Genomic DNA, 17,600 nt, shown 5'->3' on the forward strand with positions numbered 1-17,600 from the left:
CGGAGTGCGTCACGCCCGCGCCGGCGCCTGCGTCGTCTTCGCCTCCGCCTCCGCCGCGGGTGCCGACGGCGCGGTGCCGTCGGGTGCCGCGGCGGCCGGGGCGCCCGGTGTCCGGGTGCGCAGGCCCTTCAGCAGGACCACCAGGGCGGTGGTGACGCAGACGCCCGCCGCGACCGCGACCAGGTACAGCAGCGGGCTGCCGATCAGCGGGACCACGAAGATGCCGCCGTGCGGGGCGCGCAGGGTGGCGTCGAAGGTCATCGACAGGGCGCCGGTGAGCGCGCCGCCCACCATGGAGGACGGGATGACCCGCAGCGGGTCGGCGGCGGCGAACGGGATGGCGCCCTCCGAGATGAAGGACGCGCCCAGCACCCAGGCGGCCTTGCCGTTCTCCCGCTCGGTGGCGTCGAACAGCTTGCCGCGCACGGTCGTCGCCAGGGCCATCGCCAGCGGCGGGACCATGCCGGCCGCCATCGCCGCCGCCATGATCTTCATCGCGGAGTCGCTGGGGTCGGCGACCGCGATGCCGGCGGTGGCGAAGGTGTAGGCGACCTTGTTGACGGGGCCGCCGAGGTCGAAGCACATCATCAGGCCGAGCAGGGCGCCCAGCAGGACGGCGTTGGTGCCGGACAGTCCGCCGAGCCAGTCGGTCATCGCCCGCTGCGCGGAGGCGATGGGCTTGCCGATCACCACGAACATCAGGAACCCGACGACCGCCGAGGAGATCAGCGGGATGACCACCACCGGCATGATGCCGCGCAGCGGGGCCGGGATGCGTACCCGCTGGATCGCCAGGACGACGGCGCCGGAGAGGAGTCCGGCCGCCAGTCCGCCGAGGAAGCCCGCCTCGATGGTCAGCGAGATGGAACCGCCGACGAAGCCGGGGACGAGGCCGGGCCGGTCGGCCATGCCGTAGGCGATGTATCCGGCGAGTACGGGGACGAGGAAGCCGAAGGCCACGTTGCCGATCTGGAACAGCAGCGCCGCCCAGCTGTCGGCCTGGGTCCACAGGAAGTGGTCCATGACCGAGGGGGCCTTGTTGATCTCGTAGCCGCCGAGCGCGAAGCCGAGGGCGATGAGGAGGCCGCCGGCGGCGACGAAGGGGACCATGTAACTGACGCCGGACATCAGCCACTTGCGGAGCTTGCTGCCGTAGCCCTCGTGGCTGTCGCCGGTGCGTTCGACGGGTGTCGTACCCGAGGTGACCTCGCCGCGGGCGGCCTTGGCGCGGACCTCGGCGATCAGTTCGGCGGGCCGGTTGACGGCCGCCTTGACGCCGGTGTCGACGGTGGCCTTCCCGGCGAACCGGGCCTTGTCGCGTACGGCCACGTCGTGGGCGAGGATGACGCCGTCGGCGGCCTCGATCAGCGCGGGGTCGAGGCGGGTGAAACCGGCCGAGCCCTGGGTCTCGACGACGAGTTCGACTCCGGCGTCTCGGGCGGCGTTCTCCAGCGCCTCGGCCGCCATGTAGGTGTGGGCGATGCCGGTGGGGCAGGAGGTGACGGCGACGATACGGAAGGGGGTCTCGGCCGTCGGCGTCGCGGAGGGCTCTGCCGGTGCGGAGGGATCTGCCGGCGCGGAGGGTGATTCCGCCACGGACGGCGCTTCCGCCACGGACGGCGCTTCCGGCGCGGACGGCGCTTCCGGCGCGGACGGCGCTTCCGGCGCGGAGACCTGCGGCGTCTCCTCCCCCCGGATCAGTGCCGCCGCCGCGTCCGCGTCCCGTGCCGCTCGCAGGGCGTCCGTGAACTCGGTGTTCATCAGTTGCCGGGCGAGCGAGGACAGGATCGTCAGGTGGGCGTCGTCGGCACCGGCCGGCGCGGCGATCAGGAAGATCAGGTCGGCCGGTCCGTCCGCCGCCCCGAAGTCGATGCCCCGGGCGCTGCGCCCGAAGGCGAGTGTCGGCTCGGTGACGTGCGCGCTGCGGCAGTGCGGGATGCCGATGCCGCCGTCGAGGCCGGTCGGCATCTGCGCCTCGCGGGCGGCCACGTCGGCGAGGAAGCCGTCCAGGTCGGTGACCCGGCCCAGTGCCGTCATCCGCTCGGCGAGCGAGCGGGCCGCCGTCTCCTTGCTGTCGGCGGACCGGTCGAGGTCGAGGTCGACCAGGTCGGCGTTGATCAGGTCGCTCATCGCGGGCTCCTTCGCGGGTGTCATGACACCGGTTCCTTCAGGGGGCGGTCCACCGGCACGTCGGCCGTGACCGTGACGGCCGCCGGGTCCAGGTCGGTGGGGGCCGGCATCACGCTGCCGGGCAGGCCGACGGCCGCCGCGCCGTGCGCGACCGCCGAGGCCAGCGCCTCGGGTCCGGTGCCGCCCGCGGTCAGGAACCCGGCGAGTGAGGCGTCACCGGCGCCGACGTTGCTGCGGACGGCGGCCACCGGGGCGGTGCCGAACCAGGTGCCCGCCTCGGACACGAGCAGCTGGCCGTCGGCGCCGAGGCTCGCCAGGACCGCCCGAGCGCCCAGCCCGCGCAGTTCCTCGGCGGCCTTGACCGCGTCCCCGACGGTGGCCAGCGGCCGGCCGACGGCCTGTGACAGTTCCCCGGCGTTGGGCTTGACCACGTCGGGCCGCTCGGGCAGGGCGCGCAGCAGCGCCGGTCCGGAGGTGTCCAGGGCGATCCGGACGCCGGCGGTGTGGGCGCGGGCGACCAGTTCGGCGTACCAGGAGGGGGAGAGGCCGCGCGGCAGGCTGCCGCAGCAGGCGATCCAGTCGGCGTCGCGGGACTGGCTCCGTACGGTCTCCAGGAGGAGTTCGCGTTCGGCGTCCGTGAGTTCGGGACCGGGCGCGTTGATCTTGGTGAGGACGCCGTCCGCCTCGGCGAGGGCGATGTTGGAACGGGTGGCCCCGGCGACCGGTACGGCCGCGACCTCGATGCCCTGGGCGTGCAGCAGGTCGGCGACGAGGGCGCCGGGTGCCCCGCCGAGCGGCAGGACGGCGACGGTGCGACGGCCGGCGGCGGTGACCGCGCGGGAGACGTTGACGCCCTTGCCGCCGGGGTCGACGCGTTCGCCGGTGGCGCGGACGACCTCGCCCCGGTCGAGGGAGGGGACCTCGTAGGTGCGGTCCAGGGACGGGTTGGGGGTGACGGTGAGGATCATGCGCGTACCACTTCCGTGCCGCCGCGTTCGATGGCGGCGGCGTCGTCCGGGCTCAGCCCGCTGTCGGTGATCAGCAGGTCCACGTCCGGCAGGCCGCCGAAGCGGGCGAAGTGCTCCTGCCCGTACTTGGTGGAGTCGGCGAGCAGCACCACGCGGCGGGCGGCGGCGACGGCGGCCCGCTTGACGGCGGCCTCGGCGAGGTCGGGGGTGGTCAGGCCGTGCTCGGCGGAGAAGCCGTTGGCGGCGACCAGGGCGACGTCGGCGCGGATCTCGCCGTACGCGCGCAGTGCCCAGGCGTCGACGGCGGCGCGGGTGCGGTGCCGGACGCGTCCGCCGACCAGGTGGAGCTGGATGCCGGGGTGGTCGGCGAGGCGGGCGGCGGTGGGCAGGCTGTGCGTGACGACGGTCAGCGACGCCTCGGGCGGTACGGCGGCGGCCAGCCGGGCCACCGTGGAACCGGCGTCCAGGATCACGGTGCCGTCGGCCGGCAGTTCCGCGAGGGCGGCCTGGGCGATGCGGTCCTTCTCGTCGGCGGCGGTGGTCTCGCGCTCGGCGAGGTCCGGTTCGAAGTCGAGGCGCCCGGCGGGGATCGCGCCGCCGTGCACCCGGCGGAGCAGCCCGGCCCGGTCCAGGGCCTTCAGGTCCCGGCGGATGGTCTCCGCCGTCACCTGGAACTCCTCCGCCAGCGACACCACGTCCACCCGGCCGCCGTCCCGGGCCAGCCGGAGGATCTCCTGCTGCCGCTCCGGTGCGTACATGCCTGTCTGCCTCCGATCATGCCCGAACGTGTGGTTTCGGAGGGAAGGTTATGTCTGGCGATCCGGAAAGTAAACAGGTTCGGGCATGTTCGGGCACGTCCGGGCATGGCCGGGCGCGATCAGGCTCGCGCGAGCATGGCTTCTGCGTTCCGCACCGGCTGCGGGGCGCAGGGCCGACGGGGGCTCAGGGACGGCGGGGCTCAGGGACGGCAGGGCCGCAAAGGCAGCCGGGACGCAAGGAGGGGCGGGACGCAAGGGCAGCGGGCACCTGGGGCAGCGGGTACGCCGCTCAGCCCGCCGTCTCCGTGAGCGTCTCCCACGGAAAGCCGTGCAGCGTCTCCAGGTGGCGCAGCGCCACGTCGAGGGGGCTTCGGCCGGCGTTGCCCGGCTGTTCGTCGGCGGCCCACTGCTCCACGGCCACCCGTACGGCCGCCACCGCCACGGCGGCCGGGAACCTCAGCCGGTGCGAGGCCACCAGACGCGCGGCGACGTTGTCGTCACCGCGGGCCACGCGGGCGGCCAGCACCTGGGCGAGAGGGCATTCGGAGGTGTGGCAGACCTCCGCCCACACCTTCCGCAGGGCCGGGCTGGTCCCGGCCAGCCGGATCAGCGCGCGCGTCCACTCCCAGGAGGCGGCCGACACCTCGGCGCCGGGCGTCAGCATGTGCCGTGTCGCGTGGTCGAGGGCCTCCGGCGGGGACAGTCGCGCGGGGGCGTCCCGTACCGCCTCCGCCCAGAGGTGGGCTCCCGCCGCGTAGAGCGGGGCCACGGCCTCCTCCTTGGTGGCGAAGTAGCGGTAGAAGGTGCGCGGCGCGACCCCGGCGGCCTGGGCGATGTCCTCGGCGCGGGTGGCGCGCAGCCCCTGCCGTACGAAGAGCCGGGCTGCGGCCCCCGCGATCTCCATCCGCGTCTCGGCCTTGCGCCGCTCGGTCAGCGACAGGGCGGCCGGGGCGGACCCGGCACGCGAGGCGGAACCAGAAGCGGAACCAGAAGCGGAACCAGAGGCGGAACCAGAGGCGGAGCCGGAGGCGGGAACGGCGGCCGGCACGGGCCCGGCGGGCCGGCGGGGATCGGGGGTGGTGCTGCTCACCTTCGTCAATTTATGCCTCTGTGGCAGAATCTGCCATCCGGCGGGCCACCCCGGGGTTCAGGTCCGGGGTGCCCCGCCCTCCAGGCGTGTCCGGCGGGCCGGAACAGAGAAGAGCCGGGCTCGGACGCCCGGGGGGAGAGCGCCGAGCCCGGCTGGGGACGTCCCGGCGCCGGGGGGAGTGCGGCGGGACGTGGTCTCGGGGGCCGGGGAACCGGCCCTGGCCCTGACCGAAGGCCTGGGCCGACAGGTACGAACTGGGTGCGGACGCCGGGTACGAAGCGGATCCTGCGAAGGGTCCGAACTACTGGTCCCTGAATGCTTGTTCCCAGGACCTGTCGTTTGAAGCAGCGTTACACAGCCATCTTCGCCGCCTTCACGCGGTCTCGCACCCCCGGCGTACGCCGGGTTTACGCCGCCGCCTCGAAGCCGGTGTCACGGGCCAGCTTCTTCAGCTCCAGCAGCGCGTGCTTCTCGATCTGCCGGATGCGCTCACGAGTCAGTCCGTGCTCCTTGCCGACCTCCGTCAGCGTACGCTCCCGGCCGTCCTCGATGCCGTACCGCATCTTGATGATGGAGGCCGTGCGCGGGTCGAGGCGGCCGATCAGGTCGTCCAGCTCCTCGCTGCGCAGCAGGGTCAGCACGGACTGCTCGGGCGACACGGCGGAGGAGTCCTCCAGCAGGTCGCCGAACTGGGTCTCGCCCTCGTCGTCCACCGGCATGTTCAGCGAGACCGGGTCGCGGGCCCAGTCGAGCACGTCGGTGACGCGCTCCGGCGTGGAGCCCAGCTCGGCGGCGATCTCGGCGTGCTCCGGCTCGCGGCCGTGCTCACGGGCGAACTCGCGCTGCACGCGGCGGATGCGGCCCAGCTCCTCCACCAGGTGGACGGGGAGCCGGATGGTGCGGGACTGGTCGGCGATCGACCGGGTGATGGCCTGCCGGATCCACCACGTGGCGTACGTGGAGAACTTGAACCCCTTGCGGTAGTCGAACTTCTCGACCGCGCGGACCAGGCCGGCGTTGCCCTCCTGGATCAGGTCGAGGAGCGGCAGGCCGCTGCGGGGGTAGCGGCGGGCGACGGCGACGACCAGGCGGAGGTTGGACCGGATGAAGACGTCCTTCGCCCGCTCCCCCTCGTCGACCAGCGCCTGGAGCTCCGCACGACTGGCGTCCGCCCCGGTCTCCTCGTAACCTTCAAGAACCTGTCGTGCGAACACACCCGCTTCGATGGTCTGGGACAGCTCGACCTCCTTGGCGGCGTCGAGCAGCGGTGTACGCGCGATCTCGTCGAGGTACATGCCGACCAGATCGCGGTCGGCGAGCTCGCCGCCGTTGGCGCGGACGCTGGTTGCCGCGTCGCTCGTCTCGCCGTTGGCGGACTTACGACGGGCGACGGCACGGGTTGCCATGCGTGCTCCCTTGCGATGGTGGGGTCAGCGGGTGGTTCTCAGGACTCCGGGCGCCCTCCCGGACCGGCTCGGTGGTGCTTCCGGACTCTGGTCGGGTGCCCTGCATCCGATGGAAACAACGACTGGAATCCGGACAGAATTCCCAACCCGTCACCCGATTTTTCTGATCATGCAGTACCCTGTGCCGCCACACGAGGAGGCGTGATGTCGTCAGAGGGTGCGGAGGTCCAGGTCAGGCCGGGGGTCGAGGGGGACCTCGGAGCCCTCACCGATCTCTACAACCACTACGTGAGTGAGACGGCCGTCACCTTCGACACCCGGGTCTTCACCCCGCAGGAGCGCCGCCCGTGGCTGCTCTCCCACCCTGTAGACGGGCCGCATCGCCTGATGGTTGCCACGGACGCGGACTCACAGCGGATCCTGGGGTACGCCACATCGAACCCTCTGCGCCCCAAGCCCGCGTACGCCACCTCCGTGGAGACCACGGTGTACGTGGCGCCGGGGGCCGGCCGCCGGGGCATCGGCACCCTGCTCTACGAGAGCCTCTTCGAGGCCCTGGCCGGCGAGGACGTGCACCGCGCCTACGCGGGCATCGCCCAGCCCAACGAGGCGTCGGCCCGGCTGCACCGGCGCTTCGGCTTCCGGCACGTCGGCACGTACCGGGAGGTGGGCCGCAAGTTCGGACGGTACTGGGACGTGGCCTGGTACGAGAAGGAGCTGTAGCCCCCCCCGGTCACTCACCCGAACTGCACGGACCGCTTCGCCAGCCCCATCCAGAACCCGTCGATCACCGACCGCTGGGTGCCCAGCTCGCCGGCCGCGTCCGCCGCGCCCAGCGTCACGAACAGCGGGGCGAAGTGCTCGGTGCGCGGGTGGGCCAGCCGGCCCGCCGGGGACTTGTGCCCGAAGTCGAGCAGGGCGTCCACGTCACCGGCGTCCAGCGCGCGCCGCCCCCAGTCGTCGAACTCGGCGGACCAGGCCGGGGTGCCGGCCTGCCGCAGGGCGGCCAGGTTGTGGGTGAAGAAGCCGGAGCCGAGGATCAGCACGCCCTCGTCGCGCAGGGGCGCCAGCCGCCGCCCGGTCTCCATCAGCCGGACCGGGTCGAGGGTCGGCAGGGAGATCTGGAGGACGGGCAGGTCGGCGTCCGGGTACATCTCGACGAGCGGGACGTAGGCGCCGTGGTCCAGGCCCCGGTCCGGGACGTCCTGCACGGGCGTGCCGGGGGCGCGCAGCAGCTTGCGGACGGACTCGGCGAGCGCGGGGGCGCCCGGAGCGGCGTAACGCACCTGGTAGTAGTGCTCGGGAAAGCCCCAGAAGTCGTAGACGAGGGGGACGGTCTCGACCGCACCGAGGGCGAGCGGGGCCTCCTCCCAGTGGGCGGAGACGACCAGGATCGCCTTCGGGCGCGGCAGCGCGGCGGACCAGGCGGCCAGCTGGCCGGGCCAGACCGGGTCGTCGGCGAGGGGCGGGGCGCCGTGGCTGAGGTAGAGGGCGGGCATGCGCTCCCGGGTGGCGGCGGTCATGGCGGCGGCTCCCTCACACATACTTGAAGTATCAAGCTTGTCCACGGGGAAGCGTACGCCGCATTTGTTTAAGCTTCAAGAAGCGGGCTCGTACAGTGGACTCATGAACACGGCATCCATCCCCGCATCCGCCGGCGAACCGCGCTGGCTCAGCCCCGGAGAGCAGCTCGTCTGGCGTTCGTACATCGAGGCGGCCACCCTCCTGGAGGACCATCTCGACCGCCAGCTCCAGCGGGACGCGGGGATGCCGCACGTGTACTACGGGCTGCTGGTCAAGCTCGGCGAGTCGCCGCGGCGGCGGCTGCGGATGACGGAGCTGGCCCGGTCCGCGAAGATCACCCGGTCCCGGCTCTCGCACGCGGTGGCGCGGCTGGAGAAGAACGGCTGGGTCCGCCGCGAGGACTGCCCCTCCGACAAGCGCGGCCAGTTCGCGGTGCTCACCGACGAGGGGTACGCGGTACTGGAGCGGACCGCGCCGGGTCATGTGGCCGCCGTCCGCCAGGCCGTGTTCGACCGGCTCACCCCCGAACAGCAGGAGTCCCTCGGCGAGATCATGCGGATCGTCGCCGAGGGACTCCAGCCCGCCGAAGCGGGCGCGGACCTGCCCTGGCTGCGCTGAGCGCGCGGCCGGGACAGGTCCGCCGGGACCGTACGTACGAGGCGTCCCCTCCCCGTACGTACGGGTGGTACCGGGTGGTGCCCGAAGGGGTACGGCGTCCAGGCGTCAGTGGGCGATGACCGGCACCGGCAGCTCGTCCTCGGCGCCCTCACCGGAGGAGGCGACGGCGCCCCCGCCCGGACGGCCGGCGTTGACGAAGGTCAGGGCGATCACGCCCGCCGCGACCAGGATGCCGACGGCGAACCAGATCGCGCTGGTGTACCCCTGCACCTGCCCCTGGAGCTGGACCAGCTGCTGCTGGGCCCGGCCGGAGGCACCGCCGATGTGGTCGGCGACGTAGGTGGTGGTGGCCGAGGCGGCGATCGTGTTCAGCAGGGCCGTACCGATCGCGCCGCCCACCTGCTGGGAGGTGTTGACCATCGCGGAGGCGACACCGGCGTCCTGCGGACGCACGCCCTGGGTGGCCATGGACATGGCCGGCATGAACGCCGTACCCATGCCGAGGCCCAGGAGCAGCATGCCGGGCAGCAGCACCGCGGCGTAGGACGTGTCGGTCTCCAGCTGGGTCAGCAGCAGCATGCCGACCGCGCCGACCAGGAAGCCGGGGCCCATCAGGAACCGGGGTGCGACCCGGGTCATCAGACGGGTGCCGATCTGGGTGGAGCCCGTGATCATGCCCACGACCATCGGCATGAAGGCGAAGCCGGTCTTGACCGGCGAGTAGCCCTTGACGATCTGGAGGTAGTAGGTGAGGAAGAGGAACAGGCCGAACATGCCGATGATGGCGAGGCCGAGGGAGAGGTAGATACCGCCGCGGTTGCGGTCGGCGACCACGCGCAGCGGCAGCAGCGGGGCCTTCACCTTGGACTCGACGAGCACGAAGGCGATCAGCAGGACGGCGGCGGCGACGAACATGCCGACCGTGGTGGCCTCGCTCCAGCCCTCGGACTCGGCGCGGGTGAAGCCGTAGACCAGGGCGACCAGGCCCAGGGTGGACAGGATGACGCCGGGGACGTCGAGCGTGGAGCGGTTGCGGCTGCCCGCCGGCTCGTGGACGACCAGCCAGGCACCGGCCGCGGCGACCACCGCGAACGGGATGTTGACGAAGAACGTCCAGCGCCAGTCCAGGTACTCGGTGAGGAACCCGCCGAGGATCAGACCGACGGCCGCGCCACCACCGGCGATGGCACCGTAGATGCCGAACGCCTTGGCGCGCTCCTTGGCGTCCGTGAAGGTCACGGCGAGCAGGGAGAGCGCGGCGGGCGCGAGCAGCGCGCCGAAGGCACCCTGGAGGGCGCGGGCGCCGAACATCATCGCCTCGTTGGTGGCGGCGCCGCCCAGCGCGGAGGCCAGCGCGAAGCCGATCAGCCCGACGACGAAGGTGCGCTTGCGGCCCCACAGGTCGGCTATCCGGCCGCCGAACAGCAGCAGTCCGCCGAAGGCGAGCGCGTAGGCCGTGACGACCCACTGCCGGTTGCCGTCGGAGATGCCGAGGTCCTGCTGGGCGGAGGGCAGGGCGATGTTCACGATGGTCGAGTCGAGAACGACCATCAGCTGGGCGAGCGCGATGAAGACGAGCGCTTTCCAGCGATTGGCGTCGGGGACGCCGGGAGCCTTGACGGCTGCTTCGGACATGGAGGTACCCACTTCGGGACGTCGTAACGGAAAAACGGAATGAAACCGGAACGAAACGGAACAGAGACCGGAACGAAAAGCGAAACGGAAACGGAGCGAATACGGAAAGGCTGAGCCGGTGACGACATCGACGGTGACGGCGACACCGGCGGCGGCGTCGACACCGGTGTCGACGCCGATGGGAAACGCCGGGGCGGGAGCGGTCAGGGCCGGATCACGGCCCGTCCACGCTCACGGCCGCCGGCCTTCGGAGCCGGCGCCCGGACCGGGTTCGGAACCGGACGCCGGACCGGTGAGAGATGCTCTCGGACGGAAGTGCGGAAGTGCTCGGACGGATGAGGCGACGCGTACGGGACTATTCGCAGGGCCGGCGCAGATCCTCCACGGTGATGGCCGCACCCGGCAGGGCGGAGCGGGCGGGAGCCCGCAACCCGTCCAGGAACAGCTGGAGAAAACGGTGGGTGAAGCGGTCGCCGCCCAGGCACCGCGTACCGGCCGGCGGCCGGCTGAGCTGGGCCACGGCCACCAGCAGGTCACCGACGCCCACGTCGTCCCGTAGCTGACCGGCCGCCCTGGCCCGGTCCATCATCTGGCCGACGAGCCCCTCGACCCGTCGGCGGGCGGCCTCCAGGTCGGGGTGGTACCGGTCGAACGTGGCGGAGACCATCGGGCACAGGGCGCCGGTCCGCTGGTCGGCGACGACGTGCACGAAGCGCTCCAGCGCCTCGAAGGCGTCGCCGCCCCGGGCGAGCGCGACCTCGGCCGCCCCCGCCATGCGGTCCATGACCGAGCAGACGACCTCGCGGACGAGGGCGTCGCGGTCGGGGAAGTTGCGGTACACCGTGGCATTGCCGACACCGGCCCGGCGGGCGACCTCGTCGAGCGGCACGTCGGGGCCGTGCTCGACGAACATCTCCTGGGCGGCGGTGACGATCCGCTCCCGGTTGCGCAGGGCGTCGGCACGCGGCCGGGCCACCTTGCGCTGCACGGGGGTCGCGGTCTGCACGGCGTACTCCTTCATGACGTGTGGCTGACACTCGTAGCGAGTGCTCAGTAGCGAACCGGGGAGCCAGTCCCCGTTTCGCGCGGACACAGGTCTAAACGGGGAAACGATCCCCGGTTATTTCCCCGCCCACGGCAATATGTCGTGACCTGCGTCACACGCCCGGCCCGCTCCGGTCCCACACCTACTCCTCCCCCGCGCCCCACACCAACTCCCCCACCGCGCCCCGCACCAACTCCTCCACCCCGGCTCGCATCCATCCCCCCACCGCGGCCCGCCCCGGAACCCCTCTCTACTGCCCTCCCGCCCCCTCCCTCCACCCCCTACCGGCGGGAAACCCACGATCGGTCTCCTCCAGCGCGCGCCCCCGTCTCCTCCGGCACAGGGTGAGCCAAAGGGTGCAGCCGGAGACCGGCGGCTGCCGTGCCCCGGGAGGACTGGATGCAGCCGCAGCGCCGTCGGATACGCCCCCGCCGCGTGGCCGCCCTCCTGTCCGTCACCGCCCTGACCCTGGCCGTCAGCACCTCCGCCGGCACCGGCCCCCTCCCGCCGGGCCCGTCCGCCGCCGGCGCCGCCCCGGCCTCCCTCTCCCGCTCCTCCGCGCACGGCCCCTGCATGATCACCGGCGGACCCGAGATCCAGATGTCGGAGGGCGTGCCGACCGCCCCCGGCTACTCCCGCTCCACCGGCACCGTCCGCGCCCTCAACCTGATGGTCGACTTCTCCGACGCCCCCGGGAAGGGCAGGGCCCTCGACCGTTACGGGGAGTTCTTCCCGCAGACCCGCCAGTGGTTCCGCACCAGTTCCTACGGCCGTCTCGACTACCGCCCCGAGGCCCCGGTCCGCGACTGGCTGCGCATGCCGAAACCGTTCACCGAGTACGGCATAGAGCGCGGCGCCCCCTTCGACCCCGCCTACCGCGACCTGGTCGAGGACATCGTGGCGACGGCCGACCCGCGGGTCGACTTCCGCGCCTACGACCTCCTGAACATCCTGGTCACCCCCAACGCGGGCCCCTCCGCCCTGGACACCGTCCTGTCCGTCACCTTCGCCGGCAACCAGGAGGCCCCGGTCGCCGACGGCGTCCCGGTCGCCAACGCGTCCTTCGTCTACTCCCGCCAGGACGACGGCTCCGGCTCCTACGGCAAGACCGGCTACCGCGTCCTCCCCCACGAGAACGGCCACGTCTTCGGCCTGCCCGACCTCTACACCCAGGAGGGCGGCGGCGCGGTCGGCCACTGGGACATCATGAGCGAGGACTGGGGCGCCAACAACGACCTGGTCGGCTGGCACAAGTGGAAGCTGGGCTGGCTGGACGCCGCCCAGGTGCACTGCGCGTCGGCGCCGGGCACCCGGGAGTACACGCTCACCCCGCTGGCCCGCGCGGGCGGCACCAAACTGGTCTTCGTCCCCCTGGACGCCCGCTCGGGCTACGCCGTCGAACTGCGCACCCGCGAGGGCAACGACGAGTCGGTGTGCCGGCCGGGCGTCCTGATCTACAAGGTCGACGCCGACGTGGACACCGGCATGGGCCCGGTCAAGGTGTACGACTCCCGCCGGGACAGCGGCGGCTGCACCCGCAGCCCCAACGTCCACGCCGAACTCTCGGACGCGACGTTCACCCCCGGCGAGACGTTCGAGGACCCGAGGCACGGGGTGAAGGTGACGGTGGCGGGCGCGGACCTCAAGGGCGACCACCGGGTACGGGTGACGCGACGCTGAGAGCGGACGCCGGGGAGCGCCGTACGGCGGGCGGCATACGGTAGGCCTGCCCAGACCGCCGTACGGAGACCCGATGCCCGCCAGGACCACCAACGCCACGCACGGCACCCCCGCCGCCGACCCGGCCGGACCGGCCGAACCGGCGGAGGCGGTCACCCCCCTACTGCGCGGAATCGCCGTACTGCGCGCGCTCACCGAGGCGGACGGCACGCTCAGCCTCAGCGCGCTGGAACGCGCCACCGGCCTCGCCCGCTCCACCGTCGACCGCGTCACCGCCACTCTGGCCCGCATGGACTACGTCCGCCTGGACGGCCGCGACGTGACCCTGGCCCCGCGCCTGGCCGAACTGGGCAACGCCTACCTGGCCGCCCTGCGCCTGCCCGCCCTCCTCTCCCGGCGGGCCGACGCCCTCGCCGACGAGCTGGACGAGTCGGTCTCCCTGGCCGTCGCCGACCGCGACGCCGTCCGCTTCATCCACCAGGCCACCCGCCGCCGGGCGATGTCCCTCAGCTTCCGCATCGGCGACCTGCTCCCCGCCGAACGCACCGCGCCGGGCCCCCTGTTCGCGACGGAGTGGACATCCGCGGACTGGCACCACTGGCGCACCCGCCGCGCGAGCGACCCGCACGACACCGCCTTCCCGGCGGTCCCGCCCCTCCCCCACCCCGCCCCCGACGAGGACTTCACCCGCCGTACGGCCCGGGCGGCGGCCGACGGCTGGGCGCTGGACGACCAGTTGATCGAACCGGGCCTGGTCGCGGTCTCGGCACCGGTACGGGACCCCCGTACCGGCCGGGTGGCCTGTGTGGCGAGCGTGGTCAGCCACACCAGCAGGCACACCGCCACGGGCCTGCGCGACGACCTGCTGCCGGCCCTGCTGTCGGCGGTGTCCTCGATGGAGGACACCCTGCGCACCGCCCCGCCGCCGCGGCCGGGCCCGGTCCCGGCCGGCCTGGCGGTATGGACCGGCGCGTCCAAACTGGAACTGGGCCGAGGCTTCGTGGAGTCCCTGGCCCGCGGCCTGACCGTACTGACCGCGTTCGGCGAGGGCCGCTCCGCCCTGACCCTCACGGACGTCGCGAAGGCGACGGGACTGTCCCGGGCGACGGCCCGCCGCGCCCTGATCACACACGAGTATGCGGGTCTGATCACCCCTTCATCGCCCACGGACCGCACCTTCACCCTCACCCCCCGAACCCTCTCCCTCGGCTTCCCTCCCCTCTCCCGCCTCTCCCTCCCCCAGATCGCCCGGCCCCACCTGGAGGCGCTCGCCGCCCGCGTCCACGAGTCGACGTCGATGGCCGTCCTGTCCGGCTCCGGCGAGGAGATCCAGTACACGGCCCGCGCCGCCACCAGCCGCGTCCTGAGCGCCCACATCACCGTCGGCACCCGCCTCCCGGCCCCCGCGACCGCCCTCGGCCGCGTCCTGCTCACCGACGCCCCCCAGGGCTACGCCCTGACCGACGGCGAGCTGGAAGCGGGCCTGCGCTCCCTCGCGGTACCGGTGCGCGACCGCGACGGCCACACGGTCGCCGCGATCGACGTCACCCTCCACGCGGCCCGCGGCACCCCCGAGTCCTGCGTCGAGGAACTCCTGCCCGCCCTGCGCGAAACGGCCACCGCGATCGAGACCGACCTGCGCACGGCGGGCCGCTTCCGCACCGTGTCCCCGACCTGACCCCACCCGGCCACCGCCGGAGGGCCCCTTCCCCCGCCACGACAACGCCGTCCACCGCCCCGCACGTTCCCGCCCCCATCCGATACCCTGTCCTGGGCCGCCCACAGCAGCGGCCCAGGCCTTCGTAGCTCAGGGGATAGAGCACCGCTCTCCTAAAGCGGGTGTCGCAGGTTCGAATCCTGCCGGGGGCACAGACTGCGCAGCAGGTCAGAAGGGGTAAGGCCCCCCGTTCTATTCGAACGGGGGGCCGTTCCATTGGCAGGAATCCACATGGAATCCACATCCCCAGCGATCATGCTCCGCGTCCACCCGTTCGGGTGACTGGACTCCATGCAATTACAGCTTGGGCGAGTGCCACTCGACCCCAAGCCGGACTGGGCGCCAGCCCGTCGCCGGCAGATCGGGGAGTGCATCCGGGCCACCCGCACACTCGTCGGCCTCTCGCAGATCCAGCTCGGCGAACGTGTCGGCCGGGACAACAAGACGATCAGCCGGTGGGAGAACGCTCACAGCGTGCCCGACCTGGACGATCTGCTGCTCATCGCCGACGCCCTCGACATCCCGCTCGCCGACCTCGTGCAGTGACGGCCGCCCCTGACGGGGTAACAGGGGCGGCCGTCCTTCCCGCTGGCGCCGCCATCGGCGTAGCAGCGCCAGCGGGGGTCAGTGGGGTAACGGATACTTGGCGGCGAGCGCGTCCAGGTCGGTCACCGGCTCCACGGCGAGCAGTTCGATGATCTCCCGGGCCGCAAGCACCCACCGGAGGCCGGCGTCGTCCTCATAGGGCACGCGGGCCAGGTCGTCCGGGTGCTGCGGGTCCGGACCCGGCAGCGGCACCAGTGACCCGGGCGCGTACCGGATGCCGGCCACGCCCCACGACGGGGTGCCCGTGACGAGGGCCGCGGCCCAGCCGTCGCGGAGGTGCGGGCAGTGACGCACGGCGAGGCGCGCGCACTGCGGATGGATCGGCGGGACCGCGGTCGTCTCGCCCTCCTGGATCGGGCGGCCGGTGGGGGCGGCGAGGAGGAACAGGAACCGGCCGTCCGCGAGTTGGGCGGGCTCGGCGCAGATCTGGCAGAGGTCGTGCATGATGGCCTGCCGCTGCCGCCACGCGTGTACGCCGGGAAAGTGCGGTCGCCCGGCGCCTTGGGCGTAGGCCACGCGTACCCAGAGCACGCCGTCGTGCCTGTCGTAGGGCCCTTCGTGCTCGTAGGCGAGGCGGCCGTGGCGGATGGTGAGGGGTGCGCTGGTGACGGTCTCGGCGCTCCACGGGGTGATGTACGGGACGGGCAGCGAGCGCCAGCGGTGCGTGGTCATCACGGGCCTTCCCTCCAGAGCAGGCGGGAGTGCGCCCGAGCCAGCTGCTCGGCGGTCTCACACCGGTCCCGCTCGGACGCTGGGCGTAGGTCGGCCGGCCAGCAGACGGGACAGGCCATGCAGTGGTCGGCCAGGGCGAGGAACGCGACCTGGGCGGGGGTGAGGCCGACGAGCGCGGTCATGGCGTCGACTCCCGGGTCGCGGCCGGGGCGAGGCGGTGTACCTCGCGGCAGGGCTGGCAGGCGTAGAGGGTGGGTGCGGTGGGAACGGTGGCGCCGCCTTGGAGGGAGACGCGGAGGCAGTCGGTGCGGTAGTGGCGGCACCATCCGCACCAGCGGACGGCTTGGTCCGCGTCGTACTGCTGCGCGGGGTCGCTCGGCATAGCTGGTGCCTCCACGGTCGGTGTGCTCTGTCCCACCCCTGACCGTAGGTACGCTCCTGCGATTTCACCCGAGCTGTCAGCTCGGGTGAACCAGCGGCTCGCTCAGACCAGGCCGATCCGAGCTGCCATCTGCTCCGCCTGTCGGGCGTGCATCGCCCGCGCCCGGCGGATGACCGTGAGCACGAGCTGCCGTGCGAGCGGGGTCCGCGCGAGGTCCTCAGGGGCGATCGCCTCCAGGCCGAGCAGGGCCAGCAGGGCCGCCGCATCGTCCCGGCGTTGGCTGTGGCAGGCCGCGACCTCCAAGTTGAACGTGAACTCGCGCTCCAGTGAGGGCAGCGGGCTGGTATCGGTGGCGTCCGCCGTGTGCAGCGCCTCGCCGGTCTCACCGGCCTCCATGTCGATGGACAAGGCGTGTAGCGCCACGTTCGTCGGCCCGAACACGGTCCAGCCGATGTTCGTGCTGTCGGGCACCTTCCGGGCCGCAGGCGCCGCATACCGGGTCAGCCGCTCCCGGGCCTCCCACCACCGGCGTCGGCGCGCGGCCCCCACCACTGCGACGAGGTGGAGCGCGCCGCCCATCGCCGTGCGCTCGACCTCCGGCATCGTCTCCACCTCCACCCGCTCGGCGGCGCGGAGCGCCAACTCCTCGGCCTCTGCGGGCTGGCCGGCCGCGAGCAGGACGTGGCCCAAGTTCCACTGCGCGGCAGCGATCCGAAGCGGATCGTCGGCGTCCTCGGCAGCGCGTACTGCCCGGTCGGCGGCGAGGGTGGCGAGGTCGACGCGGCCAGTGCGCCGCAAGTACGAGCGGAGCAGGCAATACAGATCGGCCGCCGCCCGCAGGACGGCCCGCCGCTCGGCCGGGTCGTTACCCGCGCGGGCAGCGCGCACCGCGTGTTCAACGTCGGCAACGAGGCCGGGCAGCGTCTCGGCGGCGTCACTGAACCGGGTGCCGCTGGTCTGCCAGCTCTTCCACGCGGCCTCGACCCGCTCCCTGAGTACGGCTGCGACAACGGGCGCTGCGCTGCGGGCCGGGCCGTAGCCGAGGAGCGCCCGGCCCACAGCGGCCTCGGCCGTGTCCGTGGGTTCCTGCTCGGCGGGCGGCTGCTCGGACAGCAGCGCGGCGGCGGGGACGCCCAACTCCTGCGCCAGGGCGTACAGGATCGGCAGGCTCGGCACCTTGATTCCGCGTTCGATCTGCGACAGGTAGTCCGGTGAGATGCCGACCAGGCCAGCGATGGCGTCCTGTCGGCGTCCGCCGCGGTAGTGCTTGATGCGGTCCCCGATGAGGAGGTCTGCTGCAACCATGCGCCCACTCCTTGCTCCTGTCTCTGAGCGTAGGGTGCCCGATGCGTGGGGACCCCGTTGTTCG

17 protein-coding genes and 1 tRNA gene are annotated in these 17,600 nt (G+C 72.8%); 6 read left to right on the forward strand and 12 right to left on the reverse strand.

Translation table 11 applies throughout. The annotated features are described in order from the left end of the window. Positions 1 to 9 precede the first annotated feature (9 nt). The 5 genes from ACZ3IG_RS19380 to ACZ3IG_RS19400 all read right to left on the reverse strand — a co-directional run bounded on the left by ACZ3IG_RS19380 (position 10) and on the right by ACZ3IG_RS19400 (position 6,352). Positions 10 to 2,130, reverse strand: coding sequence for a PTS fructose transporter subunit IIABC (locus ACZ3IG_RS19380; protein WP_467433702.1), 2,121 nt, complete (start codon positions 2,128 to 2,130; stop codon positions 10 to 12). A gap of 20 nt (positions 2,131 to 2,150) precedes the next feature. Next, on the reverse strand, positions 2,151 to 3,098 hold the full coding sequence (pfkB, locus tag ACZ3IG_RS19385; protein ID WP_467433445.1) for a 1-phosphofructokinase: 948 nt from the start codon (positions 3,096 to 3,098) through the stop codon (positions 2,151 to 2,153). Continuing rightward, a complete protein-coding gene (locus tag ACZ3IG_RS19390) occupies positions 3,095 to 3,856 on the reverse strand; it encodes a DeoR/GlpR family DNA-binding transcription regulator (protein ID WP_467433447.1) in 762 nt (253 codons plus the stop codon). Before ACZ3IG_RS19390 ends, pfkB begins: the two co-directional genes overlap by 4 nt. A 289-nt stretch (positions 3,857 to 4,145) precedes the next feature. Beyond that, positions 4,146 to 4,760 (reverse strand): TetR/AcrR family transcriptional regulator, encoded by a 615-nt coding sequence (locus tag ACZ3IG_RS19395; protein WP_467433704.1) that lies wholly within the window; start codon positions 4,758 to 4,760, stop codon positions 4,146 to 4,148. Between the two features lie 593 nt (positions 4,761 to 5,353). Continuing rightward, entirely contained in the window at positions 5,354 to 6,352 is a 999-nt protein-coding gene (locus ACZ3IG_RS19400) for a sigma-70 family RNA polymerase sigma factor (RefSeq protein WP_467433449.1), read from the reverse strand. Positions 6,353 to 6,556: 204 nt separating this feature from the next. Here ACZ3IG_RS19400 and ACZ3IG_RS19405 point away from each other — a divergent pair, with 204 nt between their 5' ends. Then, the gene (locus tag ACZ3IG_RS19405) at positions 6,557 to 7,075 is read left to right on the forward strand and encodes a GNAT family N-acetyltransferase (protein WP_467433451.1); all 519 of its coding nucleotides are present in this window, start codon (positions 6,557 to 6,559) and stop codon (positions 7,073 to 7,075) included. 14 nt (positions 7,076 to 7,089) lie between these two features. On the opposite strand, the gene ACZ3IG_RS19410 is transcribed toward ACZ3IG_RS19405, so the two are convergent. After that, a complete protein-coding gene (locus tag ACZ3IG_RS19410; protein ID WP_467433452.1) occupies positions 7,090 to 7,875 on the reverse strand; it encodes a dioxygenase family protein in 786 nt (261 codons plus the stop codon). Positions 7,876 to 7,978: 103 nt separating this feature from the next. On the opposite strand from ACZ3IG_RS19410, the gene ACZ3IG_RS19415 reads away from it, so the two are divergent. Next, positions 7,979 to 8,494, forward strand: a complete 516-nt coding sequence (locus tag ACZ3IG_RS19415; protein WP_467433453.1) for a MarR family winged helix-turn-helix transcriptional regulator — start codon at positions 7,979 to 7,981, stop codon at positions 8,492 to 8,494. Positions 8,495 to 8,599: 105 nt separating this feature from the next. Here the strand turns inward: ACZ3IG_RS19415 and ACZ3IG_RS19420 are convergent, their stop codons facing one another. Then, entirely contained in the window at positions 8,600 to 10,129 is a 1,530-nt protein-coding gene (locus ACZ3IG_RS19420) for an MFS transporter (RefSeq protein WP_467433456.1), read from the reverse strand. 355 nt (positions 10,130 to 10,484) lie between these two features. Beyond that, entirely contained in the window at positions 10,485 to 11,135 is a 651-nt protein-coding gene (locus tag ACZ3IG_RS19425; protein WP_467433458.1) for a TetR/AcrR family transcriptional regulator, read from the reverse strand. Positions 11,136 to 11,573: 438 nt separating this feature from the next. Between ACZ3IG_RS19425 and ACZ3IG_RS19430 the strand changes: the two genes are divergently transcribed. The 4 genes from ACZ3IG_RS19430 (at position 11,574) to ACZ3IG_RS19445 (ending at position 15,117) form a co-directional block, all read left to right on the forward strand. Beyond that, positions 11,574 to 12,854: a M6 family metalloprotease domain-containing protein gene (locus ACZ3IG_RS19430; RefSeq protein WP_467433459.1), complete on the forward strand. Its 1,281-nt coding sequence runs from the start codon at positions 11,574 to 11,576 to the stop codon at positions 12,852 to 12,854. Positions 12,855 to 12,927: 73 nt separating this feature from the next. Continuing rightward, complete coding sequence (locus ACZ3IG_RS19435) at positions 12,928 to 14,532, forward strand: IclR family transcriptional regulator domain-containing protein (protein ID WP_467433460.1); 1,605 nt, start codon at positions 12,928 to 12,930, stop codon at positions 14,530 to 14,532. A gap of 118 nt (positions 14,533 to 14,650) precedes the next feature. Beyond that, a tRNA-Arg gene (locus tag ACZ3IG_RS19440) sits at positions 14,651 to 14,723 on the forward strand. A gap of 160 nt (positions 14,724 to 14,883) precedes the next feature. Further along, on the forward strand, positions 14,884 to 15,117 hold the full coding sequence (locus ACZ3IG_RS19445; RefSeq protein WP_467433462.1) for a helix-turn-helix domain-containing protein: 234 nt from the start codon (positions 14,884 to 14,886) through the stop codon (positions 15,115 to 15,117). 78 nt (positions 15,118 to 15,195) lie between these two features. On the opposite strand, the gene ACZ3IG_RS19450 is transcribed toward ACZ3IG_RS19445, so the two are convergent. From ACZ3IG_RS19450 to ACZ3IG_RS19465, 4 genes are all read right to left on the reverse strand, one after another. Next, positions 15,196 to 15,849 carry a hypothetical protein gene (locus tag ACZ3IG_RS19450; protein ID WP_467433464.1) on the reverse strand — a complete coding sequence of 218 codons (654 nt, stop codon included), beginning with the start codon at positions 15,847 to 15,849 and terminating at the stop codon, positions 15,196 to 15,198. Then, entirely contained in the window at positions 15,849 to 16,031 is a 183-nt protein-coding gene (locus ACZ3IG_RS19455; protein WP_467433466.1) for a hypothetical protein, read from the reverse strand. The genes ACZ3IG_RS19450 and ACZ3IG_RS19455 overlap by 1 nt, the downstream gene beginning before the upstream one ends. Next, positions 16,028 to 16,231 carry a hypothetical protein gene (locus ACZ3IG_RS19460; RefSeq protein WP_467433467.1) on the reverse strand — a complete coding sequence of 68 codons (204 nt, stop codon included), beginning with the start codon at positions 16,229 to 16,231 and terminating at the stop codon, positions 16,028 to 16,030. Before ACZ3IG_RS19460 ends, ACZ3IG_RS19455 begins: the two co-directional genes overlap by 4 nt. A 102-nt stretch (positions 16,232 to 16,333) precedes the next feature. Then, entirely contained in the window at positions 16,334 to 17,536 is a 1,203-nt protein-coding gene (locus ACZ3IG_RS19465) for a helix-turn-helix domain-containing protein (RefSeq protein WP_467433469.1), read from the reverse strand. Positions 17,537 to 17,600: the final 64 nt, after the last annotated feature.

The sequence above is a fragment of the Streptomyces sp. NPDC016677 genome (assembly GCF_055562815.1).